The sequence below is a fragment of the Bradyrhizobium sp. Leo170 genome, assembly GCF_004296405.1.
Classification (GTDB): Bacteria; Pseudomonadota; Alphaproteobacteria; order Rhizobiales; family Xanthobacteraceae; genus Bradyrhizobium.
In genome coordinates this window covers 1-25,852 of record NZ_PSRR01000041.1, presented here as the reverse complement: position 1 = coordinate 25,852, position 25,852 = coordinate 1, and the positions used below count along the sequence as shown (strand labels likewise).

Genomic DNA, 25,852 nt, shown 5'->3' with positions numbered 1-25,852 from the left:
CTATCCCGCAAGCGCGCGGCGCGCCGCATCGGCGTCGAAGCCCTTCAGGCCGATCACGACCAGATGCTCGGCCTGCTTGGCGTCAGGCCGCGCGAACGCCAGCTCGACACGGCTGCCGACCGCCTGCACCACGATCGGCGCAGGCTTCTGGGAGATCCGTGCATGGCCCTTGACGCGCAGCACCCCCGAGAGACCGAGGACGTCGCTGACCCGCGCGCGCATCGCCTCGACGCTCTCGGCCGCCGCAGGCGTCACGACGATGCTGTCGAAATCGTCGTGATCGTGCTCTTCTTCTTCGCCGTGGTGACCCGCCCGCGCGGCGAGGTCATTCTCGGCATCGGCTTTCATTCCGATCAGGACATCGGGAGCAAGCGCACCATGGGAGCGGACGACGCGAACACCTTGCCTCAATTGTGCGATGAGCCGCTGTTCGATGCCACCAAGCACCTCCTGCGACACCAGATCGCTCTTGGAAAGGACCACGAGGTCGGCACAGGCGAGTTGATCCTCGAACACTTCTTCGATCGGGTCGTCGTGATCAATCTCTTCGTCCGCGGCACGCTGAGCCCCGACGGCCTGTTCGTCGAGCACGACGCGCCCCTCGGACAGCGCCAGCGCATCGACGACCGTCACGACGCCGTCGACGGTCGCGCGCGTGCGGACCGCAGGCCATGCGAACGCTTTCAGTAGTGGCTGCGGCAGCGCGAGTCCGGAGGTCTCGATCACGATCGCATCCAGCGGTTCGTCGCGTGTCAGGAGCGTGTCCATCGTCGGAATGAAATCGTCGGCGACGGTGCAGCAGATGCAGCCGTTGGTCAGCTCGACGATATCGCCGGGCGCACAGGCCTTGGCCGCGCATTCCTCGACAAGACCGCCGTCGAAACCCGCATCTCCAAACTCGTTGACGATGACGGCGATGCGGCGACCGTCGGCTTGCGTTAGAAGCGAGCGCAACAGCGTCGTCTTTCCGGCCCCGAGGAAGCCAGTAAGCACGGTAACTGGAACACGAGACATATTTCAGGACTCCTTAAGAGGAACGTTTGAGCCACAGCGGAAGGCCGGCCGCGACGAACACGACGTTGGGAACGACCGAGGCGATTACTTGATTGAGACGACCCTGCGCATCGCGGAATTCGCGGCCGAGCCTGGTTTCAGGCACGATGCCGAGACCGACCTCGTTCGACACCAGGACAACAGGGTTTGCTGCTACGCTAAGAAACCGCGCGAGCCCTTTCGTCTCGACATCGGGGTCACGCCCTGCGAGCATCAGGTTGGAGAGCCAGAGTGTCAGGCAATCGACCAACACCGCGCAGCCGGGCCGCGATACCTGTGTCAAGGCATCAATGAGCGCCAGCGGCTCCTCCACGGTTGTCCAATCCGCCCCACGCCGGCCGCGATGATGCGCGATCCTGTCCTGCATCTCTCCGTCGCCTGCGGTCGCCGTTGCCAGATACACGCGTGCAAGGCCGCTTTCGGCAATCATCCGCTCGGCAAAAGCCGATTTGCCCGAACGTGCGCCCCCCAGCACCAGCGTGGTCGAGAGATCAGTCATTTCGGAGCGCTGCCATCCTCGGGCGACCAGCGGGCGGGCGGCAGCCGCGCCACCATTCCCTTGCGCAGGATTTCGGCGCGCTCGCGCCACGGCACCAGGCCGTAGGTCGACTTGCGATAGGAATCGACGAAAGACACGACGGCACTAGCACCCTCGGGCTGGAGGTCGCCGAACAGGAACGTGTAACCATCCGAGCTCGAAACCGCGACCGTGGTCGGCCGCTTGCACACGCTCAAGCACTGCACGCGCCGGACTTGAACGGCAGCATCACGTTCGCTTGTAGCGATCCGGATCGCGTCGAACATGGCAGGGCCAGCCAGGACGCCCTCTGACGTCTTGCAGGTGACGCATACGCTCACGATGACAGAACCGCCAGGCGCGGTCGCAGGCAAAGCTTCGTCCGGGCGAGTATCAGGGTCTTGCTGATCGACGTCGTTGCGATCCATCACAATGCTCAAGTCAGGGCCATGACGGCCGCGAGCTTTGTTGGATCGCGTTCGACGGTGGAACGACCATCGAACTCATTCCGTCCGGTGCACCCCGCCCGACGAACCTCCAAAGCACAATACGCGATGGCAGGTCTCCTGGCTCGCGGGTCGTCGCCTCTCGCCGCCTTCCCGGTCATCCCAGTGGCTTCGGCTTTGGCTCGCCGCTTACAGTTGCGGGGGCAGCGTCGGCATTGCACCGGCTTCCCTTTTTCACCTTCCCGAAGGAAGGACCATCGCCGCCACGCTAGCTGTCCCCGCGACGGCGGTCAACCGCAGTTGACCTGCCCGTTTCCTTCGGCCACTTAAGGCGCGCGCACGAGGAGCCCATGACCTTCCAAATCCCATCTGACTGGCAAATCCCCGCGATCGCTCCAATCGATCAGACGCTTGCCGCAACGATGCGCGCGCGAATCGACGGCAAAGCCAAGCCGCCGGGATCGCTCGGACGAATCGAAGATTTGGCTGTGCAGCTCGGCACGATCACCCATCCGTCGGCCGCAGCGCTGCAGAACGCCGTCCTGCTCGTGTTCGCTGGTGATCACGGGCTGACGGAAGAAGGCGTTTCGCAATATCCGTCCGCCGTGACGGCCGCGATGGTAAGGACCTATCTCGCAGGTCGCGCCAGCGCCAACGCCTTTGCGGCCGCCTCGGATGTCAGGATCCGCGTCGTGGACGCCGGCGTCGCCAGCGAACTGCCTTCCCATCGCGACCTCCTCGCCATCAAGATTCGGGCCGGCACCGCGAATTCTGCGCGCGAGGCGGCGATGTCGGCCCAGGAAGCGCGCAAGGCGCTCGCGGCCGGCTTTGCCATAGCTTTCGGTGAAATCGATGATGGCGCCGACATCATCGCGCTCGGCGAGATGGGAATAGGTAACACGGCGTCTTCGGCGCTTCTGGTGCATCGGCTGGCGCCCGCTCCGCTGGATGACTGCATCGGCGTCGGCGCCGGCCAGGACGAGCCGGGCATGGCGCGCAAGCGCGCTGCCATCCACAAGGCGGCCAATCGTAGCGATGCCACGGCGCCGTTCGAGGTGCTCAGGGAATTCGGCGGCCTCGAGATCGCCATGATGGCGGGCGCAGCGCTTGGCGCAGCGGCGCATCGTCGTCCTGTCGTCATCGACGGCTTCATTTCGTCCGCTGCCGCCCTTGTTGCCGTCAGGCTGGCGCCGGCGACGCGCGACTATTGCGTGTTCGCGCATCGGTCGGCCGAAAAGGGTCACGACATCGTGCTCGCGGCGCTTCAGGCACGGCCGCTACTCGCTCTCGACATGAGACTTGGCGAGGGTACCGGCGCGTTGCTGGCCGTCCCGCTGGTACGGGCCGCGTCCCGCCTGCTGACCGATGTCGCCGACCTCAGCGACGTGCTGGAGGGAAGGATCTAGATGCGCCTGGATCGTTTTCGCGACGCGGTCCGATTCCTTACGATCATCCCTGTCGGCGCTTCGAACGATGCGCCTGATTCCGAGTGGCTGGTCCGCTCGTCGCAATTCTTCCCGCTGGTTGGTGCGATCGTGGGTCTCGTTTCGGCGGCGACCCTTGTGCTCACAGCCCTCGTGTTGGGGCCAGTCATCGCGGCGCTCCTGGCGGTGTTGGCAAGTGTCCTTCTCACCTGCGGATTGCACGAGGATGGCCTGGCCGATACCGCAGACAGCTTTGGCGGCGGCTGGACGGTCGAACAGCGTCTCACCATCATGAAGGACAGCCGGATTGGAACCTATGGCACGCTTGCGCTGATTTTCGCAATTGCATTGCGCGTCGCGGCGCTCGCCGAGATGCCGGCCTGGATTGGCGCGGCGGCGCTGATTGCGAGCGGAGCCGCCGGCCGCGCCGTGGTGCTGCCGATCGTTGGCTGGATGAAATATGCAGGCAACACGTCCGCGATGAAGGTGGCCTATACGCCCTCTCCGCTCCGGGCAGGCGAAATCGGCTTCGCAACGATTGTGGCGCTGCTCGCACTGACGCCACTTGCTGCGGCCTCCGGTACGCATGCCCCAACCGCGCTTATTGTCGGCATCGCTTACGGTATCGCACTGGCAGTTGCGGTCACGCTGTGGTCGCGACGGCTGATCGGCGGCTATACCGGCGACGTGCTCGGGGCCATCGAGCAGGTGTTCGAGGTCGGCTTTCTGCTCGGCGTTGCCGCCGTCATCCGGTCGGCCATGTGATCTGCGCCCATGTTCGAGTGAGTCATCGGTGTCTGACAAGAGCGAACCGATCTGGCGAAGCGACATCGATTCATTGGCATTCCGTCCCACCGGACACATGGGTATATGCGTCATGCACCGGCGCGCATTCCGGACGCTGCTGGGTTACACGCCTTCGCCACGGCAGTGCATCGACTTCTACCTGATACACCGCGATTCGTTCGAAGCGGCGGCCCACGCCAAGCTGATCGCCAGAAGCATCCGAGAAACGGAGAACTTTCATCTCACGAGCCGCGACATCCGTCGCCGGATAAAAAATTCGGTCGCATCGGGCGATGCCGTGGGCTAGAATGACTCGCGGAATGAGGATCACCATGCAGCAGACGCAGTCAGCCGATTTTACAGCCGTTGCAACCGGCACGAATGTCATCGTTCAGGCCGTTCTGGCGATGGCTCTCGGTCTGTTCGTCGTTGGCATGGTCGGCTTTTCGCACATCAGTGCCGTCCATAACGCCGCCCACGACGTGCGCCACGCGAACGCCTTCCCCTGTCACTGACGACAGATGCACGTCTTCAGATCGATCGTGTTTGCGGCGTCGCTTGCCGGGTTGATCGTCGGCGCGCTGATATCGGTCGTGCAGTTCTTCGGAACCGTGCCGCTGATCCAGAAGAGCGAAATCTACGAGAAAGCCGCGGCCGATGCGCAGCAAAAGGCCGCCCATTCCAGTGGTGGTGAAGCGGATCATCATCACGATGCGGAATGGGAACCCGAAGAGGGCTTGCAGCGCAACGCCCTGACCGTCGCCGCCAACATCCTTACCGCGATTGGCTTCGGCCTCATGCTCACCAGCATCTATGCGCTTCGGCAACGACCGGTCCATTGGCGCGAGGGTCTGTTTTGGGGCCTTGGCGGCTTCGTCGTTTTTGTCGCGGCGCCCGGTCTCGGCCTCCCTCCGGAGCTGCCGGGTTTGCCGGTCGCCGATCTCACCGCGCGGCAAATCTGGTGGGTCGCAACCGCTGCTCTGACAGCGTCGGCGCTCTACCTCCTGATCCTGCGCTCCGAACCGTGGGCTGCGGTCCTCGGGCTCATACTCATTATCATACCGCATCTCGTCGGCGCGCCTGTTGCGCCCGAGTCTCATGTCGAAGTGCCGGCCTCCCTTTCTCACCAGTTCGTGGTGACCGTCGTACTCACCGGACTTTTGTTCTGGAGCCTGTTGGGCATCGCAACGAGCCTCGCGTTCGAGAAAGTATCAAGACAACGAAGTTAGGCGGCGATCGTCAGGCTGCGCCCGCTGGCTCCTCACCGGAATTGCCAGCACCAGGACGGATCGCCGCGATCACGGCGCTCCCTCATGTCGACACGCATGAAACGATCATGCGCGAGCGCGGCGCCGACCCACAGTTCATTCCAGGCGTCGAACACCGCCGGAGACAGCGGCCCGCGTTCTGCCATCAGGTGCCATGAGGTCTGCCGTACCGTCGCGGTCGCGCCCTGCACGCGCAACTCGGCGTCATCGCCCTGCCCACAGGCAATGCGAGCGAACGCGCCGGCGAAGCCCGCAGCCCCAGGACCGACACCGCCGAGCAGCGAAGCGACGTCGTCAAAGGTATGCATCCCCACCAGCCGCGCTGCAGCGCCAGCAAGGTGACCACCCTCCTCAGGACCGAGCACGGTGATGGTTTCCGGCACGATCGACGTGATGTATTCCATCGCGTAGTTGCGCAGGACTTTCTGAAGGCGCTCTTCTGGCCAGGTGTTTTCCGGAAGCCGTGGCGCAAGATCCGCTCGAAACGGGGGACATTGCTCGCCAGGTGAGAATTGCAGCCGTTCATCGGGAGTAAGGTCGTGATCCCACTCCTTGTAGTAGCCTTCCAGGCCGGGCTGTCCGTCGACCGTCTGGCCGGTACAGACGAAGCCCAGCCGTGGATTACCGAGGACGACGCCGTTATTGGCGTGCCATCCTCGCAGCATCGCGCGCGACACCTCCGATGGAATGCCGCAGATCGCGGTGCCCGACCAGATCCATCGCGGCGGCGGATATCGTACCCAGGCCTTTTGATCGCTCTCGTAGACATACTCGACCTTAACGCCGCCGACCTGGTTCGAGAGATAATGGTATTGCGCGCAGGCCACTGCGTGCGGGAGCTTGTCGAGCCCCAGCTTTTTCAACCCCGGAACAAAGCGCGCCAATTGCTGGCGTCGGAAGGTCCGAAACACCACCTCGGCCGCGCGCGCCGCGCCGGCGCGGGAAGATAGCATCAGGATGAGGCCGGTGAGATAGGAATGGTAGATCAGTTCGACGGCCCGATAGGCGGCGACGTCATCCTTGGCTCGGCTCTCCGCACTTCCGCTCAATTTTTCTTCTCCAAACCGGCGACCACGAAATCCGCGATCGACTCCGCCACGCGTTTCTTGGCCGCTTGCGTCTCTCCGGGACGCGGTTGGTACCAGCGCGACGTCCAGTTCAAGGCGCCAAGCAATGGCTTCGCGGCGAGCTTGGCATCGACGGATCTGAATTCGCCGGAAGCGACCCCATCCTTGATCACCCGGATATAGAGGTTCTCGTTGGCCTCGCGCAGCGCGGCGACATCGGCAAGCTCCGCCCTCTCGCTCTCGTTCGTGCGTTCCAGAAGATGCATTTCCAGTCCCTGCGCGATCACGCGCAGATAAGGCAGGTGATCGATGACCAGGATGGTATGGGCGACCGCCATGCCGTGCAGGCGGTCGCGCGCGGAAGCCGGGGTCTCGAAAGATGGCCGGATCGCCGCCTGTGTCAGTTCCATGCCACGGCGGTGCACGGCGAAGAAGAGCTCGGACTTGCTTCGGTAATAATAATAGATCGCCCCTTTGGTCGAACCGATCTCGTCGCTCACCCGATCGAGCGACGTGGCGGCGAAGCCCTGGCGCATGAAAGCGCGCGCGGCAGCGTCGAGAATGTCGATCCTCCGATCCGCCAACGGCTCGCCGGTTTCGATTTTGCCAAGCTTGCTCAAGATACCCCTCCTGCGCTGCGCGCAATTGACATCCAAACATACTACTCGGTAGGCTGCAACATACTACTCAGTATCTAAGAAAAGGCAGGGTGGATGACGGACGATTACGCGGGGCTGCGTGTCCTCGACGTAAGCCAGGGATTTGCGGGTCCCTACTGCGGAGCTATCCTCGCCCGCGGCGGCGCGTCCGTCGTCAAGGTCGAGCCGCCGAGCGGCGACTGGGCCCGCACGATCGGCGGATCGGTCGATGGGCACACAGCCTTCAGCCTCGTTCCCAATATCGGCAAGCGCGCGATCTGCATCGACGGAACCAGGCCGGACGGCCGCAAAGTTCTCGCCGGCCTCGCGGCCTCAGCCGATATCGTGATCCAAAACTTCCGTCCCGGTGTTGTGGAGCGGCTGCAGATCGCCGATGCGCAGTTGCGGCCAGCCAATCCCGATCTGATCTACGTTTCGATCCTCGGCTTCGGCCCCGGCCCCTACGAAAATCGTCCCGCCACCGACACCATCATCCAGGGCTTCACGGGCATGATGGTAATGAATCGCGATAGCGCGGGCACGCCGCGGCGGATCGGAATGCTGGCGGTCGATACCGCCGCCGGTATCTACGCGGCCCAGCAGGTCGGTGCAGCGCTCTACAGGCGCCTCTCCGGACGCGGCGGACGTCACATCAGGATCTCGCTCGTGGAGGTCGCGGCGGCGTTTCAGGCGATGCCGATCATTGACGATGCCATGCATCGTGACCGTCCGAGCCCGCCTTTGAGCGTGCCGATCGGAACCTTCGCCACCTCGGACGGCCACATCAATCTCTCATGCGTGTCGAACGCCATGTTCCGGGGCATCTGCCGTGCGCTGGGCAAATCCGACTGGATCGAGGACCCTCGTTTTGCGACCGAAGCCGGCCGCCTGGCGCAGGCTGGCGAAATAACCGGCGAAGTCATTGACATCCTTCGCACCCGGCCGAGTGCACATTGGGTTCGCGCCTTTGAGGAACAGGACGTGCTGTGCGGTCCCGTTCAGGACTACCAGGCCTTCCTTGCCGATCCTCACGTGCAGGGCCTCGGGCTGGCTGCGACGCTTCAGGGCGGCGCCTTCGAAGGCCTTCCGCTCACCCTGCTTCCCGGCACCGCGGCGCCCAATGCACACGCGCCCACGCCGCCCAGGCTCGGGGAGCATACGCGCGAGATCCTCATCGAACACGGCTATTCGCAAACTGCGGTCGACCGGCTCGTCGAAGACAGCACGGTCATCGAGGCAGACCAAAGGGAGGTAAGAAAATGAAAGCAAGAGCAACAACGAGTGCCATCGCGGCCGGCCTTCTCGCCAGTCTGATGGCATCCTCCGCGGTCGCGCAAGTGTCCGACAACGTCGTACGCATCGGCATCCTCAACGACATGACCGGGATCTATGCCGACGCCGGCGGAAAGGGCTCGATCCTCGCGGCGCAACTCGCAGCGGAGGATTTCGGTGGCAAGGTCGCCGGCGCCCCGATCGAGATCGTCTCGGCCGACCATGCCAACAAGCCCGATATCGCCGCCAATCTCGCGCGCCAGGAATACGACGCGCAGGGTGTCGACGTCATCGCCGATGGCGGATCGTCAGCGGCGGCGCTCGCGATGCAGAACGTCTCGCGCGAGCGCAAGAAGGTCATCCTGTTGTCAGGGCCTGCGACCGCCGAGATCACCGGAAAGGCCTGTTCACCCTACAGCTTTCACTGGATGTACGACACCTATGCGCTCGCCGCCGCTCCACCGGAAGGGGTCTTGAAGCGCGGTGGCGACACCTGGTTCTTCATCACCGCGGACTATGCGTTCGGCAAGTCGATGGAAAGCGAGGCGACCAAGCGCATCGTGGCCAGCGGAGGCAAGGTCATCGGCGGCGTACGTGCACCGCTCGACACTCCCGACTTCTCCTCGTTCCTGCTCCAGGCGCAGGGCTCCGGAGCCAAGGTGCTTGCGCTCGCCACCGCCGGCAGCGACACCAGCAACGCGATCAAGCAGGCGCAGGAATACAATGTGATCGGCTCCAATACACAGGTCGTGACCTTCCTGATGTTCATCAACGACGTCGACGCCATGGGCCTGAAGAACGGACAGGGTCTGGTCTCCTCGACGACCTATTATCACGACCTCGACGACGGCAGCCGCGCCTTCGCCAAGCGCTTCTGGGACAAGATGGGCCGGCCGCCATCGATCGTGCAGGCCGGCGTCTACAGCTCCGTGGTCCATTATCTGAAAGCGGTCGCTGCGACCGGAACGGACGATGGGACCAAGGTGGCCGCCAAGATGCGCGAGATGCCCGTCGAGGACGCCTTCACCCACGGCGCGAAGATCCGCGCGGATGGCCGTTTGCTGCGCGATCTCTACGTGACCGAAGTCAAGAAGCCCGAGGAGTCGAAGGGACCCTGGGACTACTGGAAGATCGTCGCGACGATTCCGGGCGACAAAGCCTGGCGTCCGGCCGACGAAAGCGAGTGTCCACTCCTGAAAACCCACTGAGCCGAGGAGCGCGTCGGGCATGGCCGAGAACCGCAAGCTGCTGGTCGAGAACAACGGCCCGGTGACGATCATCACCATCAACCGTCCGGAAGTCCGCAATGCTCTCGACAATGAGACCGCAGCCGAACTGACCAAGGCGCTGCGGGCGTTCGACAGTGCGCCCGATCAGGCGGTCGCAGTGCTGACAGGCGCGGGAGGAAACTTCTGCGCCGGCGCCGACTTGAAGGAGCTCGCTGCCGGCCGCGAGTACAAGCCTTGGGGCGGCGATCCGGACGGTCCGTGCCACGACTTGCTCGCGAAGCCGGTCATCGCCGCCGTGGCGGGCTACGCGTGTGCCGGGGGGCTCGGCATCGCCTTGCGATGCGACCTGCGCGTCACCGAGGAGAGCGCGACCTTCGCCGTGCTCTCGCGGCGATGGGGCGTTCCCATGAGTGACGGCACGACGGTGAGGCTACCTCGCCTCATCGGCGCCGGGCGCGCCCTCGATATGTTGCTGACGGCGAGGAAAGTATCGGGCGCGGAAGCAGTCGCGATCGGGCTTGCCGACCGGCTGGTGCCCACCGGGGAAGCCCTCTCCGCTGCCGTCGCGCTGGCGCACGAGATCGCGGCCTTTCCGCAAATCGCGATGCGCTCCGACAGGATGTCGGCCATTCGCCAGTGGAATCTGTCCGAGAAGGAAGCTCTCGCACTTGAAACGAGCCTGTCGCTGGAGGCTCGTCAGAAGGAAGCACGCGGTGGCGCTACCCGCTTTGCGTCCGGCGCGGGACGTCATGGCGCGATCGAGAAGGACTAGCGCATGCGGGCGGTGATCGGACGGCAATTCGGCGGCATAGACGATTTATCCTTCGAAGAAGTCCCGAACCCGTCTCTCGAAGCCGGAGCAGTTCGGATCTCGGTGCACGCCGCCGGAGTAAGCTTCGCCAATCTGTTGTTCATTGCGGGCAAGCACCAAAACCGTCCATCGTTACCCTTTATTCCAGGAACGGAAGTCGCCGGCGTCGTCTTGGAAATCGCCCCCAATGCAACGACCGAGCTAAGGGTCGGTGATCGTGTCTGCGCCGGATTGCCGTCCGGAGGATTCGCCGAGGAGGCGATCGTCGATGCCGCCAACGTCTTCAAGATTCCGGATTCGCTGAGCTTCGCCGGCGCCACGCTGTTCCCGACGATCTACGCCACTGCCTATGCGGGCCTTGCGTGGCGGGCAAACCTCAAGCCCGGAGAAACCCTTCTGGTCCATGGCGCCGCGGGCGCGAGCGGGTTAGCCGCCGTCGAGATCGGCCGCGCGCTCGGCGCGCGCGTGATCGCGACCGCCGGTGGAGAACGCAAGACCGCTGTTGCCGCAGAATATGGCGCGCATCACGTGATCGATTACAAGCACGACGATTTTCGCAGCTCCGTGCTCGAGATCACGGAAGGCCGCGGCGCCGATGTCGTATTCGATCCGGTCGGCGGCGACGTCTTCGACAATTCCTTGCGCTGCATCGCTCCGCTCGGCCGCCTTCTGCCGATCGGCTTCGCATCCGGCCGCATTCCCCAAATCCCTGCAAACATCATCCTGGTGAAGAACCTGACCGTGATCGGGCTCTATTGGGGGTTCTACATGGCGTGGGGCAAGTCCAAGGCGGACGCCGTCTTGCGTGCAAGGGTGAAAAACCTGTTCGAGGAACTGTTCGCACTTCACGAAGCAGGCAAGCTTCGCGCGCCAGTCGATCAGACGCTTCCGCTGCCGCAATTCGCAGACGCCCTCCGACGGGTCGAGCGGCGTGAAGTTATCGGCAAGATCGTTCTCGCGCCGGGAGACAGGGCCGCCGACAGCTTCACTGCGCAGACGGCATGAGAGCGTGCAAAACGTCCCAATTCCAGGTTTGACGAACGCTGTCGAACGCAGCGAAATCGTGGTCGAACTGCCAGTAGGCCCATGCCCAGCCAAATCGGTCGGCGTTTCGCGCCACGAACGACAGGTATCTCTGGCGGCTTTCAGATGGCGCGCGTTCATAAACCCCAAACTCGCCAAGATAGATGGGACGTTTTTCTCGCTGTGACCAGAGATTGATTCTGGTGAAATCAGCGACAACTCTCGCTTCGTCCTCGCGGGCACCCCAATCCAGGGGCCGAATCGTCGAAAATGTTCGGGACCATGGCGCGCCTTGATGCGTAAACCTGATGGGCGCGTAATAGTGAAAAGTCACGATCAGTTTTCTGTCGCCGGCCGGAAGAACCAATTCGTCAATAGGCGCATCGTCGGTGTTGAGAACAGCGACAATTACAGTTCGCTCAGGGTTCGTGACCCTGATGATGCCAAGACATTCATTGAGCAGTGAGTTCCATTCAGCCGAGGTCATATGTCCCCCGGGCTCGTTCAGAATTTCGAATAAAAGCGCAGGATACTTCCCTGCATAACGCGACGCGATCTGCTTCCAGAACGATTTGAGCTTCTCGGCACATCCCGAGATATAACGCTGGCAACAATCGGTGTCGTGCTCATCCAGAATGGGAATGAGCTTCCTTGCAAAAACCTCTTCGATAACTCTATCGAGGCGCTTCAAGACGGCTTCATCAAGGATGTTATTCGAATCCATATGCTTGAAGCCGAAGAAATTGATTCTGACATGCGAGAAACCAGCCCTTTGAATTGCAGTCAGGTTCTCTAAACGGAATGGCGCATTCTCGGCCCCTTCCCAGATGCCATCATACCCCAGAATATTGATGCCACGTCCCAAGCCCGCGACCTCGCGGAATGCGATCTGCTCAGATCCGTAGGCCCGTGGCATCCACGCCGCAAAGACGAAGGCCAGCGGGAGAAGCTTGAGCGCTTTTGGCCAACCGGCAAGTATAGCAATCATTCCTGCGCCAACTCACGATAGCTGTGATCTTCCGGCAGTACCGGCCGACAGGTTGCGAGGAAGAACACCAGCAACAGCACGGATGTAAACATCGTGGAACGAAGAAATATCGTCTCCGTAAAATTGGTCTGAAAACTGAGGACGGAGAACCCTATGATCAGGGCACAATGGAATCGATCGATCGGGATGAAATCAGATGGAGCACCTTGTTCGAAAACAGGAAGACGCTTGCCGCAAAAAGCAGGTAACCCAAAAGTCCCGTTTCCATGAGAATGGTGATGTAGCCGCTGTGGTAGTTGTCGAGCACCCAACCGTGGTTCTGCTCGAAATAATCGTAGATCGATTGGGTCGTCCAAAATCCGTTTATCCCAAAACCGAGCAATGGCGCATCGTCGAAGTGGCTTATCGCATACTGCCAAATGAAGGTTCTCTCCGTGAAGTCGATGCTCAAATCAAAGAGATGGATGGCGTCATACCCAGTCAGGTAAAAATACAGGATCAGGAAGCCCGCCATGATGCACATGACAAAGGGCAACACCGTATAGACTTTCATGCATTTCACCGACCGCAGGGAGGTGAAAAGCAAACCGCAGGCCGCCAACGCCACAGCACCGGCGCCTCGCGAGCCCGAAGCCAGGACGCACATTGAAGCGAGCAGGAATGTAACAAGGAAGGGTAGCCATCTCTGCCCTGTTATCTTTCGATAATAGGCAAAGAACATGAGATAGGCGCCCACAAAGCCGAGCGTCTGCTTTGATTCGTAAACACCTTGCCATTGACCGTTGTGCATCCAACTGCGGTCAATTCCGATATCCGGCACGAACATCGCGAAAAAAGCGGATGCCGCAACCAGTACAAAGAGGCCCCGAGTGATCGATTTGACGATATCGTCGATGTCAAGTCGCGTGATAAGGCAGAATGCGCCGAAGGTTGTTATGACAAGAGCCGCGCTTTTCATGATGGCCGCAAGGCCCAGATTTGTCCAAAGCACGGAAACGGCGGCAAGGACGTAGAACGAAACGATCGCGATCAGGTCGAGATTGAACCCCAGCCGCAGGTTGGGGCGCACAAACGCGCTTGCATAAATCAGCACAATCCACATCGACAACGCAGCGAACTGCTGCAGGAAAGTCTGTTCCACCGCCAACAGGGCAGTGTTGAAGGTCCCCATCGATGCCACCACATTGATGGTGATGGACCAATTCATGATGGCCTTAGCGGCCCGCTCGATGTCGATACCGCGCGTTTGCCGGATCGCGCCGTCAAGCGCGCCCGTGTCCATCTGAATTTGTGCTCCGGTCATGGAATGAGCTTCGTGAAGCACGGTTAATTATTTGCTATCGTCGCCGGTCGCGGCGGGTGCGCAGGACGCCACGCCAATGCGGCTCCGGCAAATGCCAATCTCAATGGGTACAGATCGCGCCGCACTGGGCGGGCCGAGAATACATCGCGGCGCATTTTCGAGCTGCGCAGCGTCAGTCGTGCTTGGTTGGCGTGGAATGGCTCCTGTTAAATAGCAGGTACAGCGCACGCGGGTTGGTGGTCAGATAGCGCCAGAACAGCCGGCGCGGCTCGAGCCAGACCCGCCAGGCCCATTCCAGCCCGACATTCTGCATCCATTGCGGCGCGCGGGGGCGGCTGCCGGAGAGAAAGTTGAACAGCCCGCCCGAGGTCTTGATGACACCGACGTTGGAGAGCCCGGGCGTGAACTCCTCGACAAAGGCCTGCTCGTAGGGCACGCCGAGCGCGACCCAGAGATAGTCGGGCGCCAGCGCATTGATCTCGTCGACCTTGGCGCGCAGCGCGTCGCCGCGCAGATAGCCATGCGAATGACCGACGATCTTCAGCTTCGGATACATCCTGCGGACATTGGCGACGGCGGCGGCATTCTCCGCCTCGTCAGCGCCGAACATGTAGAAGGAGAGCCCGGCCTCCTCGGCCTTGCGAGCGACGATGTGGAACAGGTCGGTGGTGGCGACCCGCTCCGGCAGCGGCTGCGATGACTTGAACCGTGACACCGTGACCAGCGGCTGTCCGTCCGCATTGATGAGGTCGGCGGCGCGAAACAGGCGGTCCGTCATCGGCTCGGTCGAGCAGCGCGCCACCACCTCGCCATTGGCCGAGGTCAGATAAAGCGGACGGTTTGCACGGCGTTTTGGCGAAACCTGCTCGATCATGAAATCGGCGGTCTGCTCGAGATCGAGCACGGCGAGCCGGAGCCCGCCGACGGTGACACGCGGAACCTCGGCGGTGGCCGCTCTGCCGATGAGGTTCGCGCGACGTTCACGCACTTTGTCTTTCTGCGACGGTTCACAGCGTGAAGTTGGGCCCGTTGACACTTGTGTCGGCGCTTCGCGCGGAGTGTCACAAATCCGGACGGTCGAGACAGTCCGACCGAATTCGACACGCGACTTGCGTTCGTCCTCGTCCCGTGATGTCGAAATCGGGCCGGAAACTTGCTCTTTCATCATGACTCAAGCGCTTCAGTTAGAGATTCCGATTGTTGTCTACGCGAACTGCAATATGCGGTCCATTGGCGGCTGCGAGTGGTCGCGACAGTTCAAAGCTGCCTGAACTGGTTAACCGTTAGCAAACGGTGCGACGGGCTCGCTAACCATAACGAAACGTTACGCGCTGCGCGGCGGTGGCAAGGTCGGCCGGCTATCAAACATTTGGTAAGAATCCGCGCACCGGGCGACGACCACAATACATTAATCCAAATCGCACTCTGCCCGTGTCTCCGCCGGTCTGGCTGTGCTAGAAGGTCGCAGCTCCGGCTCGACCGGCGCGCTGAAAAAGTCCGGTTTGCCTTTCGCACGTATGAACAAGAATAATAACGACGCGTTCGATGTCTGCATCGACAATGCATTTGATTTTTTGAATCAAGAGTACGCCGAACTGTTTGATGGCTCGGACGCGACAGCGTTCGAGCATCCGGTGTGGCTGGATACGCTCTACCGTAAGCTCGCGCCCGCCGCGGCAGCCAAACCCCTGATCGTCACGATCCGCCGTCCCGCGACCGAAAAACTGACGATGGTATTGCCTTTGATGCGGGTGTCGCGCGGGCCGATGCAGACGGTTGAATTCGCTGATCTCCGCGTGTCCGATTATCTGACCCCTGTCGGCACGGCCGTGGCATTTTCCGAGCTGCTCCAGGACGAGGATGCCTGCCTGACGCTCCGGCAGCTCGTCAGGCCGTTCGATCTCTTGCGAATGTGCAAGCTTCCTGATGGAAGAATGCCGATCGAAAATCTTATGGCAGCGCCTCGCCGCATCGTCATGGAGATGAACGCGTACGCGACAGTGCTAGTCGCCCCCTTCGAGCAATGGCGGGCGAGCGCGCTGAGCCGCTCCTATCAGAAGGAACTCGCAAAGAAGCTGCGCCAGCTCCAGAAGAAGGGCACATTGAGCTTTTCATGCTGCGACGACAGCGCATCCATCATGGCGGCGATGGAGATGATGAAGAACTTTCGAGGCCCGCGTTTCCGAGGCGACGGCGACGGCGACCTGTTGCAACGTCCCGAATATTTCGACTTCTATTCCTCCGTGGCGCTCCGCGGCCTGGGTGCCTTTGTTCGTCTCTACACCATGAAAATGGACGGCAACCTGATTGCGGCAGTGCTGGGATTGTGCCACCGCGGCAGTTTCCTCATCATTATGAGCGCATTCGACATCGCGGGATACAAGAGCCAATCCATCGGCGCGCTGATGTTCGAACAAGTCGCCAGGGATTGCATCGAGCGCGAGGATCAGATCCTGGACTTCACCATTGGCGACGAGCCGTACAAGAAGATGTTTGGCGGCCAGCCCTCCCCGTTGTGGAGCGTGACTCAGGCGGGTAGCGTCGCCGGCTCCCTTGCTCTGTTCGCGTTACGACAGGCGCCCTGGATCAAACTGGCCGCCAAGAGGATGGCCGAATTCAAGCTGCTGCCGGTCCGCACCTGAACTTAAACGTGCTCGCCAAAGCGCGATTCTTTTCTTCGAATCGTCATCCGGTTTTAGCTCTTTGTTTGAGCATGATCATTTTTCGGAAAACCGGTATCCACTTTTCCGGATCATGCTTCAGGCACGAAGCGCGCCACGGACTCGTGCGATCCATCCCGGCCGAATCCCGTCGACCCGATGGGTGATATTGCGTCGAAGAAAATGCACCCTGCGCCGCACGTTCCATCTTATGTCGCTGCTCGACGTCAGTGCCTGCCGAAAGCGCGCCATTTGCAGGGAGTGTTGGTCGGCAGCAATCTTGGCCGGATCGGAATAGAACTCCGATATCTTCTCCTTGCCCATGCCGCTGGTTTCGAGCCAGCGTGGCACATACTCCGTGCAAAGACGTTCAACATCCACCAGAAGACGGCTCACTCCGGTGCCGGCTGCCGGACAGTTGGTTTGAAACGCGTCGCCAATCAGCACGACGCCCGGCTGCAGATGTCCTTCGGCGGCAGACAGGTCCATCACCCAGTTCTGCACCTGACCGATGACGCTGAAATCTCCGAGATAGGATTGCAATCCCGGCATGAATCTGAGCAACGTCGATCTTGTCTCCCGTCTCAGCTCACGCATGATCGGGTCGGTCGGATCGCGAAACAAGAACAGATTTGCCCGCATACCGGCCCGCACCGGAAACAGACTGAGATAGTCGACGCCATCGATGGCCCGCTCGCCATAGCAGGTTAGCGCTTCGAATTCGAACGGCGAACTGTCCGGACGCGCAATCGTGAAGCCGAACGAAACCGAATGGCGCTCGGCAAGAATCCGCCGCGTGATTCCGAGACCGTATCCAAGAGCTCCGGCCATGCCCGTCGCCAGGACAACGAGACGCGCAGTGACGCGCTTTCCGGAGGCCAAAACGAGATGTTGAACGTCATCGCTGCAACTCACAGCGGTCACCTGGTCGACAATGAAGCCGGAATGACCCGGCATCAGACGTCGTGCCAGGGCAACGAGGTCGGCATAGGGAAGGCCGTAGGTTTGGCCGGCACTGACGTCGACCACCCGGCCTTCCCTGATATTGATCACGCGGTCGTACACACACGCGACCGCCTCGAGTTCGCGGATGAAACCGAGCCTGCGAAAGACATCGACTTGTCGTCCGGCGATCTTCTCGACGCGGAATTCTTCCGGATAAACCGCGCGCTTGTCGATCAGCACAACCTGGCAGCCAGCCCTGGCGAGGACTGCCGCCGCGAGCGATCCCGCCAGCCCGCCGCCGACAATCGCAACGTCCGTGGTGATGGTTTCACATCCCTCTTCCGCGATCGGTTGTATCACCCTATTCACCATCATGGTTGCCGGCTCCGACGATTGATGGCGGCCGAACTGCAATTTTCTCGCCTGATATCCACTTCGCCGAACCAGCACGATCATTTTTGAGCATCGCAGTTAACGCCCGCGTCCTAGTCCAGATCGGGCGGCGTCCCGGCACGCGCCTTGCTCAAGGAGGATCGTGAAATCTATTCCCCGCTTACTCAGCAGTCCGGTGGACCATTGTTTATCGTCAGGTCAGCAGGTCATTTTCGTGCAAACGGCCGGTGGCTGCGCAGATTTGGCTTCGGCAATCCTCTTCGTGCCGCCGCAGCGGCTATCCTGGGAAACCATCGTTTGCCCTGTCTGAAGACAGCCGGGACAGCGGCGTTCCAGAACGAAGCAAGGCTGCAGGTTCGCCGGACAGGGCAAGTTTGCGCCGGTGCATTTGCCGGGTGGGGAGAACGAAATCTTAGGTACCGAACATTAACACTCTCGGCTCGCGTGCGTGTTAGGCATTGGGCCGTTGTCAGCTACGAGCATCTTGAAAGGAAAGATGCCTTGTACTTCGCATGATCGAATCCATTCTCCAGTTGATGCGACGCGACGTGACGCGCGGTGTTGCCGGGACCATCCTTCTCAAGGTTGGCAGCGGCGGCCTTGCGTTTGCGGTCTTCTCGCTGGCAGCACGAACCATGTCGCCGGATGCGTTCGGCGCTTTCGCGATGTGGCTTTCTGTCGCCCAGATCGCATCGGTCGTGGGGCTGGTCGGCCAGGAACTGCTCCTGGTTCGGTTCTTGAACGAGTACCAGGTGCGCGAACAGGCCGATCTCGCCAAAGGTGTGCTGCTATCGAGCCTGAAGATCTCCTCCATTGGGATGCTGGTCGTCATTGCCGCGATCGCAGCCGGCGCCAGCGTGCGTGGTGACGGATGGCTGCTGATCCTGGCCGTATCCGCCTTTACGGCCGTGAATGCAGGGCTGATGCTTGGCAGCCAGATCGCGCGATCGCTCATCAGCATTCTGATGGGGGAAGGCAATCGGGAGTTTTTCTGGCGGGTCGTCGTCGTGCTGTTTTTGGTAGCGATATTGTTCGGCCATGGGCTGCTCGATCCCGCACAGTTGCTTACCGTGATGGCGATCGCCATGGCCATGGGGCTCGCCGTTCAGGTCATTTCGATTGCACGCGCCCTTCCGAATTTGCGCAATGTGCCGGCGCGCTCGGAGAGCTCCCGCTGGAGATCGAGCGCGCTTCACTTCTGGATTTCTTCCATTCTTGAGGCGGCCAATCAGTACTTCGATGTGATCCTGATTTACTGGATGCTGGATCCGGCCACAGCCGGCATCTATTTTGCCGCATCCCGTCTGGCGAACATCTTCGCCATGCTCTCGGCCGCACTTTATAGTTTCGGGGCGCGTCGTCTGCCCTCGCTCTACTTCAGCAAAAATCATCAAGAGTTCGGCCACACGCTTCAGCTCATGGCGGAGGTGACCGCGCTTTGCGTTGTCGCCGGGCTCGTCCTTGTCTGGATCGGCGCGCCCCATCTTCTCGGCCTGTTCGGGCCTCATTTCGCCGCCCAGCAGTGGGTGCTGATCGTGCTTGCGCTCGGGACGGCCTTTCAGGCCGCCGGCGGTCCGTCCGCAGCCATCCTGCAGGTGACCGGCCATGAGGGTGACTATGTTCCCGTCATCGCCGGGAATGTCGTGCTGCGGCTGATCGGATTTCTCGTACTAATTCCCTGGCTCGGCGTGCTCGGCGCCGCGATTTCGGCCACTGTTTCGCTGGCGGTCGCCACCATCGCCCTCAACATCCTGTGCCGCCGCCGCACGGGCGTCGATCCTTCGATCCTTGTGCTTTCTCGCCGCTTGTTCTCGAAAGCCGAACCGTATCCGGTTCGTGTCGCAGACTCGAAGGACTAGAGGCCGTTCAGCTCACCAGCCCCAACGTCTCGCGCTGAGATTGAACAATGACGGAACTGATGGATACGCGATTGACGACAAGCCCCGTCGGCACTGCACCGGACTTCGACAGGCCGGCCGTAGCCCGTTGAATTGCCGCCGGAGCGGCGGCCCCGTCACGGACGACCACGACGATCAGATCGGCATGGGCCGCCAGCGTCCTCACGTCGGGTTGCGCAGCAAGGGATGACGCATCGACGACGATCAGATCGAACTCCTTGCGAATGTCGTCGGCAGGGAGCGCGCCTGTTTGCGTGCTGGCACTCAAGAGTACATTGACAGAGCGAAGGTCTGTCTTGGTGATGCCCTGCTCCTGCCGGTCGGCCGCGGCGGGCTTTACTGCAGGCAGATCCGATTGCAGCTCGATCAGAACGCTGAGCATCCCCTTGTTCAGGGCCGAACGATTGAGCGATCGCGCAACAGTGCTGCCTCCCGCGCCGTTCTCGATCGACATCACGAGGGCTACCTTGCCACCAGACCCCGGCAACTCGTCGATTTTCCCGATCAGCGAGCGCAGGTAGGCACTCAGATCGAGCTCGGCGGCTGCCGCAATCGGCTTTTGCCAGACGCTTCTGGTGAATTCTCGTGCCGGAAGATCGGGAATGCGGGCCCAGACCGGCAGCTTCAGCGGCAATTCGGGCTGGGGGGGGTAATGAGAGCTGGGGCAATTCGGGCTGGAGCGAAGGTGAATTTGCTCGGCGAACCTTCGGGGTGGGCTTCTCTAGAATGTTCTTGATGTCCGGTACGGCAACTACCGCCGTCGATATCAGTATCGAGGCAATCGCGAGCGCTGCGAGGAGCAACGTGAGCGGCGGCCGGGTCGGACGAAGCGGCGGAATGGCAAGCGAAGCGATCTTGGTCTGCGAGCTCTGCAGCAGGCGCTGCTCATTGGTGGTCTTGAACCGCGATAGAAACTGCTCGTAGATATTCCTGTTGGCTTCCGCATCGCGCTGCAGCTCCTGCAGTCTGACGAGCGCCTGGCCGTCGACCAGTATCTGCGATTCGACCGCCTTCAACTGATCTTCCAGCGATCTCTGCTGCTCGCGTTGGGCTTCATATTCGGACTTTGCAGTTTCGATGTTCTTCTTCCGCTCGATCTCAATCTGCCTGTTGAGATCGTTCAACTGGCTGTACGATATGACGAGGTCGGGATGGCGATCGCCGAACACCGCACGTTTCTGCGCGATCTGGTCATTGAGCGCCGACCGCTGAGCTCGCAGGGCACTCAATAGGTCCTGTCTGACCGGCCCATCGACATTCGCCTTTAGGTCGCGTTGCGCTTGCTCATAGCGGGCTTTTGCTTCTTCGGTACGAGCGCGAGCAGCAGAAACCTGCTGCGTCAGATCGGTAACGCGCAGTTGCTGGGTCGTGGCGTCCTTGCCCGCATTGACGATCCTGTGCTCGAGCTTGAAGGCGGCAACCGCATCTTCTGATGCCCTCAGCCGGTCGTTCAATGTCTTGAGGCGGCTACTGAGCCAGTCGGCTGCTTCGTCGGTCGCCTCGGTGCGGACACGGCCCTGGTTGGCGACGAACGCTTCAGCTATGGCGTTGGCGTAGTAAGCGGCTCGATCCGGTCGGTTGGAGGTGAATTTGAAGCCGATAACGTAAGTCAACCCGCGGCGGGAAATATCGAGCCGGTTACGGAATCTTTCGAGCAGACGCGTGGTGTCGGTTTGACCGCCGGCGATATCCTCGTCGTCTCGAACCTTAAGCTGTTCGATAAGCGGCCGCAGAAAACCGTCGGACTTGGCGATTTCAACCAGGCTCTGAAGCGCGGCCGCATCCTGACCGATACCCGGCAGCACGTCCTGATCCGTAGTCACGCGCTGCTCTCGAGGATCGACAACGACCAGCGCGGTGGCTGCATACCGAACCGGAATCAGCAACAGAGCGATGACGCCAATGGCGAAGATGGCCAGCGCGAGCATCACGATGCGTCGGCCGTTTTCCCGCAGAAAGGAAAGCGTGCCGGAGAGGGTTAGCAATCCCTTAACGCGTTCGGCGGATCCGGTGCCGGGCGGCGGGCGCGGAGCTTCCCACGACGCCGCCGTGGGCTCCGTCTCACCGGAACGTCTCGGGCCTGCGCGGCTACCGAACATCATGGGTTTTGACTCGAATTCAACTGGCAGACACTGTTCAGTGGCCCTGCCCCCAACGTAAATATCTATGGTTAATCGCCGGTTACCCTCTCTCGGCAACGCCATGACCAATTAGTTAACGAACTGGCTCTATGTTCCGCGCGGTGCAACGAGATCTCCCCAGTGAACGAGGTGTGCTGCATTAACCCCATTGTGCGCTGGCCGGTGTAGGACCGAGCAACGCGTGATAGGCATTGCGAAAATGGGGGGAAGAATCCCCACTCCCTCAACCGTTGAGGAATCCGTGTTCCGTTACCAGCCAAGCACAGAATTGCGCGAGGCACCGATACGATCGTCGGCAGCGTCACGTGATCGGTCAAACAGCATAAAGCCGAAGCGACGTGTCGTTCTGGTGCAGACCCAGGCGGAGAACGCCGGTGCTCAGGAGATCACAAGGCTGCTTGGTGCCGGCCTGACGGCGCGCGACTATGAGGTCTTCAATCTCTTCTTTTTCCGCAAATCAGATTCCTTCGACGAACCGCCGAACACGTTCTATTGCGCGCAGAACCGGCCAGGAGATCCGGTGGCGCTGTTGCGGATGCTGTGGAAGCTCGGCAGCCATATCAGGGCCATCAGACCCGATGTCGTCCTCACGTTCCAGCATTTTGGCAATGTGATCGGCGGAGGCGTATCGCGCCTCGTCAGTCGCGCTCCGGTTATTGCCAACCAGGTTTCATCCGCGATGTCGATGAGCTGGCCGGTCCGCGCCGCCGACATCGTCATGGGCAGCGTTGGCTTCTACAATTGCATAACGCTCAACTCGCGGGAGATGGAGCGCGAGTACGCGCGCTACCCCGCCCCTTATCGATCGCGCATGAAGCATGTCCCACACGGCTTCGACGACAAATCGCTCGATCTGCCGAAGGATATCGCGCGGCAACAGTTCAAACTGCCGCCCGATCGCGTGCTGCTCGGTTGTGCTGCAAGATTGCACCCTCACAAGCGGCTCGATGCGACGATACGTCTCTTAGGCAGCGAACCGTCCTGGCATCTTGCGCTGGCCGGTCAAGGCGCGGACGAGACACGGCTGAGGCTGTTGGCAGACGAGTTGAAAGTATCCGACAGATTGCATCTTGTCGGCGAGATTCCGCCGCGACGGATGGCGGACTTTCTCGCCTGTCTCGACGTATTCGTGTTCCCGACGCAAGCTGAAACCTTTGGCCTGGCCGCGGTTGAAGCTGCGAACGCAGGTGTTCCTTCGGTCGTGAACGATCTCCCCGTTTTGCGCGAGGTGCTGTCTTTTGAAGGAAGACCCACGGCGCTCTTTGTCGATGCCTCGGACAATGCGAAATTATCGGCCGCCGTTTCCACAATTCTAACGAACAAAACGTTGAGCGACGAACTGCGGCAAAACGCCAAAGGCCTGAGGTCGCGCTATTCGGTAGACACAATGGTCGAGGAATACGTCCAAATTCTCAGCCAGGCTGTTTGATCAGTACGCATTAGGCACATGGGCGCAGATGGGCCGGACATGATTATCGAATTTCGCTGCGAACGCGAGCATGCACGGCAGTGGATGTCCCGTGAGGCGCTGTCCGTCAACGGCCGGGATGTCCCGGTTCAAATCGCGTGGACGCCAACTGCGGAAGCTCGGCCTGCTGGCTTGGAGGCGCTGCTCGAGCTTGAACGGATGGTATTGCGGAGGGGCCAGCGCGGTGGCGCCGACAAACTGAAAGTCATCCCGGAACGGTCGCAGGCCCAGGCCGGCAGGGCCGACGTGATTGTCGATTTTACACGCGCCGCCCGGGATCCGGACTGCTCCGCCCGGCTATATCTCCGTCCGCTGTTTAATGGGGTACAAGGCGAAAACGCCGCGCTGGCAGCCATACTCGCGGGTGACTTGCCGACTATCGAAATCGTCAATGAACTCGACGGCACGGTCCTCGATCGCGGTCATCCGTCCGGAGAAATTGCAGTCGGCTTGAGCGGCGCGCTCGAAACAGTCATGGCGCGAACCCTGAGCATGCTTGCTGCGATTCTGTCAGGAGCGCCAAGAATAGTTCCGGAGCTGGCTTCGTCGGCCGGCAAAAGCGCCCCACGGCCGGCAGCCACATATGTTCTGCGCGGCCTGGCCTTGTCGATCGCGAAGGAAATATATCGCCTTTGCTGTTATGCGCCTCATTGGCACATCGGGTGGCGCTACAGCGAAAATGCCGACGTGTGGCGGACCGGAGATCTATCCGGGCCGGACTGGAAAGTGCTCGGGGATCCCGGAGATCACTTCTACGCGGACCCCTTTCCGGTCAAATGGAAGGAAAGGACATTCGTCTTCTTCGAAGATCTCGATCACAGGGTGGGCAAGGGTATCATTTCCGCGGTCGAGTTCGACCGCACTGGTCCGGTCGCAAACGTCGTCCCCGTGCTGGAAGAGCCCTGGCATCTGTCCTATCCGTTTCTGATTGAGGATAATGGCGAACTCTGGATGATCCCGGAAAGCACGGAGCATCGGGACGTCGCGATTTACAAATGCGTTCGGTTTCCGGACAAATGGGAGCGTCACTGCACGTTGCTGTCGGGGCTCGAATTGGCCGACGTGACCATCACGCGGCACAACGGCATGTACTATCTGTTCGGAGCCTGGCGCGACGGGACCGGAGGCTATTCCGACACATTGGCGATCTTTTATGCCGAGCAGCTCTTTGGACCCTGGTTGCCACATGCGAGCAATCCGGTTCTGATGGATCGCGCAAGTGCGCGGCCGGCGGGCAACTTTGTGACCATCAATGGAAGCTTGTGGCGGCCGGTCCAGGATTGCTCCGACGGATATGGCGCAGCGCTCGGTCTTGCGGAAGTTCTCGAACTGTCGCCGACCACATTCAGACAAGTCGTTCGGCACTCTCTCAAGCCAGGGCCTGCATGGCCGGGCAGGAAGTTGCACACACTGAACCGCTGCGGCCAGCTCGAGGTGATCGACGGATCGCGGGTTCAGCCGAAGTTCAAGGCTTTCGTAGACGGACCTGTATCGACCGTTTCGGCATCCTCCGGGAGTGACGCTGCTCGGCGGAAGCCGGCCCGATCGCGAAACGCCCCTAACAGCGTTCTGGCCGCCGATTAGTTTCGCGGTGGTCAGCGACCATCGCCGGTACGGTTCGCGCTTATCAAGTCAGCCAGATGTAAAAAGAAAGCCCGCGTCGTTGCGGGCTTTCGTTCTCCGCTACCAGCCGCGATAGCCGCCGCTACCGAAGCTGAAGGTGACACCTGGTCCCCCGCCGTAGTACGGCCGCTGATATCCATAGCTGTTGTAGTATGGGCGATAGTAGCCATGCCGGTGGTGGCCGTAGCGGTGATAGCCGTAGTGATGGTGATGACGGTGCATTCCGTAGTGATGATGGTGATGGCCCCTTCCCCGAGCGCTCAGATCGGTGGACTGACTCTCATAGCTGCCCGTCTTTGCTGCCGCCTGCCGATCCGCCGCATTTGTGGCCGCACTACCAATCAGCGCTGCAGCACCGACCGCCAACGTGATAGCTAACCTCTTCATGGTCGCACTCCATTTCGTGTGTGAAGTTCAATCCCATAAGGAGCGCCACGTTCCGGGCTGCGACATAATACCCAGCCGTTTAGCTGCGGTTCATCTCCATGAACAAATCCCTTTCGCGAAGTGGATGCAGGCAGTGGGCACGGCTCGAGGACCCAGAGTTGAGGTCAAGCGATGACATTCCCTGCGCTAGCCTACTGCTGTCGCACTTCACACCGGTGTCGTCCCTGCGAAAGCAGGACCCATAACCACAGACAATTGTTGTGGCGCGAGCAAGCGGTTGTAGAGGTGTAGGGTGGGCAAAGGCGCACTTGCGCCGTGCCCACCATCCAGCGCCGTGCTCGCGATGGTGGGCACGCTTCCGCCTTCGCTCGTTGAGCTACGGCGGACAAGTCGCTTTGCCCACCCTACAGCATCGCCGCGAGTCATGATTCAATTTTCAAACAGCATGAGGATGCGAGTCCGCGTTCTCGCGGCGCGTTGCGTCCGAGCTTTGCGTACCTTTCCACCCTCCT

The 25,852-nt window shown here is 61.1% G+C and carries 22 protein-coding genes, 2 pseudogenes and 1 riboswitch; of the genes and pseudogenes, 13 read left to right on the top strand and 11 right to left on the bottom strand.

Features of this window, described 5'->3' with window-relative positions:
* Genes cobW through CWO89_RS10310 form a run of 3 tightly spaced genes read right to left on the bottom strand, consistent with a single transcriptional unit; the run spans window position 1 to window position 1,998 of the window.
* Window positions 1-1,014, bottom strand: a complete 1,014-nt coding sequence (gene cobW, locus CWO89_RS10320) for a cobalamin biosynthesis protein CobW (protein WP_130578513.1) — start codon at window positions 1,012-1,014, stop codon at window positions 1-3.
* Between the two features lie 13 nt (window positions 1,015-1,027).
* Window positions 1,028-1,552 (bottom strand): bifunctional adenosylcobinamide kinase/adenosylcobinamide-phosphate guanylyltransferase, encoded by a 525-nt coding sequence (gene cobU, locus CWO89_RS10315; RefSeq protein ID WP_130578512.1) that lies wholly within the window; start codon window positions 1,550-1,552, stop codon window positions 1,028-1,030.
* Window positions 1,549-1,998, bottom strand: a complete 450-nt coding sequence (locus CWO89_RS10310; protein ID WP_130578511.1) for a DUF1636 domain-containing protein — start codon at window positions 1,996-1,998, stop codon at window positions 1,549-1,551. The genes cobU and CWO89_RS10310 overlap by 4 nt, the downstream gene beginning before the upstream one ends.
* Before the next feature lie 111 nt (window positions 1,999-2,109).
* A riboswitch (cobalamin riboswitch) is annotated at window positions 2,110-2,290 on the bottom strand.
* 76 nt (window positions 2,291-2,366) lie between these two features.
* Here CWO89_RS10310 and cobT point away from each other — a divergent pair.
* Genes cobT through CWO89_RS10285 form a run of 5 tightly spaced genes read left to right on the top strand, consistent with a single transcriptional unit; the run spans window position 2,367 to window position 5,455 of the window.
* Window positions 2,367-3,422 carry a nicotinate-nucleotide--dimethylbenzimidazole phosphoribosyltransferase gene (cobT, locus tag CWO89_RS10305; protein WP_207234445.1) on the top strand — a complete coding sequence of 352 codons (1,056 nt, stop codon included), beginning with the start codon at window positions 2,367-2,369 and terminating at the stop codon, window positions 3,420-3,422.
* Window positions 3,423-4,205, top strand: a complete 783-nt coding sequence (gene cobS / locus CWO89_RS10300) for an adenosylcobinamide-GDP ribazoletransferase (RefSeq protein WP_130578510.1) — start codon at window positions 3,423-3,425, stop codon at window positions 4,203-4,205.
* 28 nt (window positions 4,206-4,233) lie between these two features.
* Window positions 4,234-4,533: a hypothetical protein gene (locus tag CWO89_RS10295; RefSeq protein ID WP_130578509.1), complete on the top strand. Its 300-nt coding sequence runs from the start codon at window positions 4,234-4,236 to the stop codon at window positions 4,531-4,533.
* Window positions 4,534-4,558: 25 nt separating this feature from the next.
* Complete coding sequence (locus tag CWO89_RS10290; protein WP_130578508.1) at window positions 4,559-4,741, top strand: CbtB domain-containing protein; 183 nt, start codon at window positions 4,559-4,561, stop codon at window positions 4,739-4,741.
* A 6-nt stretch (window positions 4,742-4,747) separates the two neighbouring features.
* On the top strand, window positions 4,748-5,455 hold the full coding sequence (locus CWO89_RS10285) for a CbtA family protein (RefSeq protein ID WP_130578507.1): 708 nt from the start codon (window positions 4,748-4,750) through the stop codon (window positions 5,453-5,455).
* 32 nt (window positions 5,456-5,487) lie between these two features.
* Here CWO89_RS10285 and CWO89_RS10280 read toward each other — a convergent pair whose 3' ends face one another.
* Together CWO89_RS10280 and CWO89_RS10275 are read right to left on the bottom strand one after the other, a co-directional pair.
* The gene (locus tag CWO89_RS10280) at window positions 5,488-6,543 is read right to left on the bottom strand and encodes a hypothetical protein (protein ID WP_130578506.1); all 1,056 of its coding nucleotides are present in this window, start codon (window positions 6,541-6,543) and stop codon (window positions 5,488-5,490) included.
* Window positions 6,540-7,181, bottom strand: coding sequence for a TetR/AcrR family transcriptional regulator (locus tag CWO89_RS10275; protein WP_207234444.1), 642 nt, complete (start codon window positions 7,179-7,181; stop codon window positions 6,540-6,542). Before CWO89_RS10275 ends, CWO89_RS10280 begins: the two co-directional genes overlap by 4 nt.
* 93 nt (window positions 7,182-7,274) lie before the next feature.
* Between CWO89_RS10275 and CWO89_RS10270 the strand changes: the two genes are divergently transcribed.
* From CWO89_RS10270 to CWO89_RS10255, 4 genes are read left to right on the top strand one after another with little or no spacing between them, the layout of a single operon-like run.
* Window positions 7,275-8,462 carry a CaiB/BaiF CoA transferase family protein gene (locus tag CWO89_RS10270; protein ID WP_130578505.1) on the top strand — a complete coding sequence of 396 codons (1,188 nt, stop codon included), beginning with the start codon at window positions 7,275-7,277 and terminating at the stop codon, window positions 8,460-8,462.
* Window positions 8,459-9,679 (top strand): ABC transporter substrate-binding protein, encoded by a 1,221-nt coding sequence (locus CWO89_RS10265; RefSeq protein WP_130578504.1) that lies wholly within the window; start codon window positions 8,459-8,461, stop codon window positions 9,677-9,679. The genes CWO89_RS10270 and CWO89_RS10265 overlap by 4 nt, the downstream gene beginning before the upstream one ends.
* A gap of 19 nt (window positions 9,680-9,698) precedes the next feature.
* On the top strand, window positions 9,699-10,472 hold the full coding sequence (locus tag CWO89_RS10260) for a crotonase/enoyl-CoA hydratase family protein (RefSeq protein WP_130578503.1): 774 nt from the start codon (window positions 9,699-9,701) through the stop codon (window positions 10,470-10,472).
* A 3-nt stretch (window positions 10,473-10,475) separates the two neighbouring features.
* Window positions 10,476-11,516, top strand: a complete 1,041-nt coding sequence (locus tag CWO89_RS10255; RefSeq protein WP_130578502.1) for an NADPH:quinone oxidoreductase family protein — start codon at window positions 10,476-10,478, stop codon at window positions 11,514-11,516.
* Here the strand turns inward: CWO89_RS10255 and CWO89_RS10250 are convergent.
* The 3 genes and pseudogenes from CWO89_RS10250 to CWO89_RS10240 all read right to left on the bottom strand — a co-directional run bounded on the left by CWO89_RS10250 (window position 11,497) and on the right by CWO89_RS10240 (window position 14,813).
* Entirely contained in the window at window positions 11,497-12,522 is a 1,026-nt protein-coding gene (locus CWO89_RS10250; protein WP_130578501.1) for a glycoside hydrolase family 5 protein, read from the bottom strand. The genes CWO89_RS10255 and CWO89_RS10250 overlap by 20 nt on opposite strands.
* A pseudogene (locus CWO89_RS10245) lies at window positions 12,519-13,804 on the bottom strand (O-antigen ligase family protein). Before CWO89_RS10245 ends, CWO89_RS10250 begins: the two are co-directional and overlap by 4 nt.
* Before the next feature lie 193 nt (window positions 13,805-13,997).
* Window positions 13,998-14,813: a WecB/TagA/CpsF family glycosyltransferase gene (locus CWO89_RS10240; protein WP_130578500.1), complete on the bottom strand. Its 816-nt coding sequence runs from the start codon at window positions 14,811-14,813 to the stop codon at window positions 13,998-14,000.
* A 529-nt stretch (window positions 14,814-15,342) separates the two neighbouring features.
* On the opposite strand from CWO89_RS10240, the gene CWO89_RS10235 reads away from it, so the two are divergent.
* Window positions 15,343-16,467, top strand: a complete 1,125-nt coding sequence (locus CWO89_RS10235; RefSeq protein ID WP_130578523.1) for a GNAT family N-acetyltransferase — start codon at window positions 15,343-15,345, stop codon at window positions 16,465-16,467.
* Between the two features lie 117 nt (window positions 16,468-16,584).
* Here the strand turns inward: CWO89_RS10235 and CWO89_RS10230 are convergent, their stop codons facing one another.
* On the bottom strand, window positions 16,585-17,805 hold the full coding sequence (locus CWO89_RS10230; protein WP_130578499.1) for an FAD-dependent oxidoreductase: 1,221 nt from the start codon (window positions 17,803-17,805) through the stop codon (window positions 16,585-16,587).
* A 530-nt stretch (window positions 17,806-18,335) separates the two neighbouring features.
* Here CWO89_RS10230 and CWO89_RS10225 point away from each other — a divergent pair.
* Window positions 18,336-19,682, top strand: a complete 1,347-nt coding sequence (locus CWO89_RS10225) for a lipopolysaccharide biosynthesis protein (protein ID WP_130578498.1) — start codon at window positions 18,336-18,338, stop codon at window positions 19,680-19,682.
* Window positions 19,683-19,689: 7 nt separating this feature from the next.
* Here CWO89_RS10225 and CWO89_RS10220 read toward each other — a convergent pair.
* A pseudogene (locus CWO89_RS10220) lies at window positions 19,690-21,823 on the bottom strand (GumC family protein).
* Window positions 21,824-22,103: 280 nt separating this feature from the next.
* On the opposite strand from CWO89_RS10220, the gene CWO89_RS10215 reads away from it, so the two are divergent.
* Together CWO89_RS10215 and CWO89_RS10210 are read left to right on the top strand one after the other, a co-directional pair.
* Complete coding sequence (locus CWO89_RS10215) at window positions 22,104-23,291, top strand: glycosyltransferase family 4 protein (RefSeq protein WP_130578522.1); 1,188 nt, start codon at window positions 22,104-22,106, stop codon at window positions 23,289-23,291.
* 39 nt (window positions 23,292-23,330) lie between these two features.
* Window positions 23,331-24,914: a glucosamine inositolphosphorylceramide transferase family protein gene (locus CWO89_RS10210; RefSeq protein WP_245475951.1), complete on the top strand. Its 1,584-nt coding sequence runs from the start codon at window positions 23,331-23,333 to the stop codon at window positions 24,912-24,914.
* A gap of 99 nt (window positions 24,915-25,013) precedes the next feature.
* Here the strand turns inward: CWO89_RS10210 and CWO89_RS10205 are convergent, their stop codons facing one another.
* A complete protein-coding gene (locus CWO89_RS10205; protein ID WP_130578497.1) occupies window positions 25,014-25,340 on the bottom strand; it encodes a hypothetical protein in 327 nt (108 codons plus the stop codon).
* Between the last annotated feature and the right edge of the window lie 512 nt (window positions 25,341-25,852).

What these genes read in the sequence shown, in the direction of transcription:
- cobW (WP_130578513.1), bottom strand. Translation starts at nt 1,014, where the DNA reads ATGTCTCGTGTTCCAGTTACCGTGCTTACTGGCTTCCTCGGGGCCGGA.
- cobU (WP_130578512.1), bottom strand. Translation starts at nt 1,552, where the DNA reads ATGACTGATCTCTCGACCACGCTGGTGCTGGGGGGCGCACGTTCGGGC.
- CWO89_RS10310 (WP_130578511.1), bottom strand. Translation starts at nt 1,998, where the DNA reads ATGGATCGCAACGACGTCGATCAGCAAGACCCTGATACTCGCCCGGAC.
- cobT (WP_207234445.1), top strand. Translation starts at nt 2,367, where the DNA reads ATGACCTTCCAAATCCCATCTGACTGGCAAATCCCCGCGATCGCTCCA.
- cobS (WP_130578510.1), top strand. Translation starts at nt 3,423, where the DNA reads ATGCGCCTGGATCGTTTTCGCGACGCGGTCCGATTCCTTACGATCATC.
- CWO89_RS10290 (WP_130578508.1), top strand. Translation starts at nt 4,559, where the DNA reads ATGCAGCAGACGCAGTCAGCCGATTTTACAGCCGTTGCAACCGGCACG.
- CWO89_RS10285 (WP_130578507.1), top strand. Translation starts at nt 4,748, where the DNA reads ATGCACGTCTTCAGATCGATCGTGTTTGCGGCGTCGCTTGCCGGGTTG.
- CWO89_RS10270 (WP_130578505.1), top strand. Translation starts at nt 7,275, where the DNA reads ATGACGGACGATTACGCGGGGCTGCGTGTCCTCGACGTAAGCCAGGGA.
- CWO89_RS10265 (WP_130578504.1), top strand. Translation starts at nt 8,459, where the DNA reads ATGAAAGCAAGAGCAACAACGAGTGCCATCGCGGCCGGCCTTCTCGCC.
- CWO89_RS10260 (WP_130578503.1), top strand. Translation starts at nt 9,699, where the DNA reads ATGGCCGAGAACCGCAAGCTGCTGGTCGAGAACAACGGCCCGGTGACG.
- CWO89_RS10255 (WP_130578502.1), top strand. Translation starts at nt 10,476, where the DNA reads ATGCGGGCGGTGATCGGACGGCAATTCGGCGGCATAGACGATTTATCC.
- CWO89_RS10250 (WP_130578501.1), bottom strand. Translation starts at nt 12,522, where the DNA reads ATGATTGCTATACTTGCCGGTTGGCCAAAAGCGCTCAAGCTTCTCCCG.
- CWO89_RS10235 (WP_130578523.1), top strand. Translation starts at nt 15,343, where the DNA reads ATGAACAAGAATAATAACGACGCGTTCGATGTCTGCATCGACAATGCA.
- CWO89_RS10230 (WP_130578499.1), bottom strand. Translation starts at nt 17,805, where the DNA reads ATGATGGTGAATAGGGTGATACAACCGATCGCGGAAGAGGGATGTGAA.
- CWO89_RS10225 (WP_130578498.1), top strand. Translation starts at nt 18,336, where the DNA reads ATGATCGAATCCATTCTCCAGTTGATGCGACGCGACGTGACGCGCGGT.
- CWO89_RS10210 (WP_245475951.1), top strand. Translation starts at nt 23,331, where the DNA reads ATGATTATCGAATTTCGCTGCGAACGCGAGCATGCACGGCAGTGGATG.
- CWO89_RS10205 (WP_130578497.1), bottom strand. Translation starts at nt 25,340, where the DNA reads ATGAAGAGGTTAGCTATCACGTTGGCGGTCGGTGCTGCAGCGCTGATT.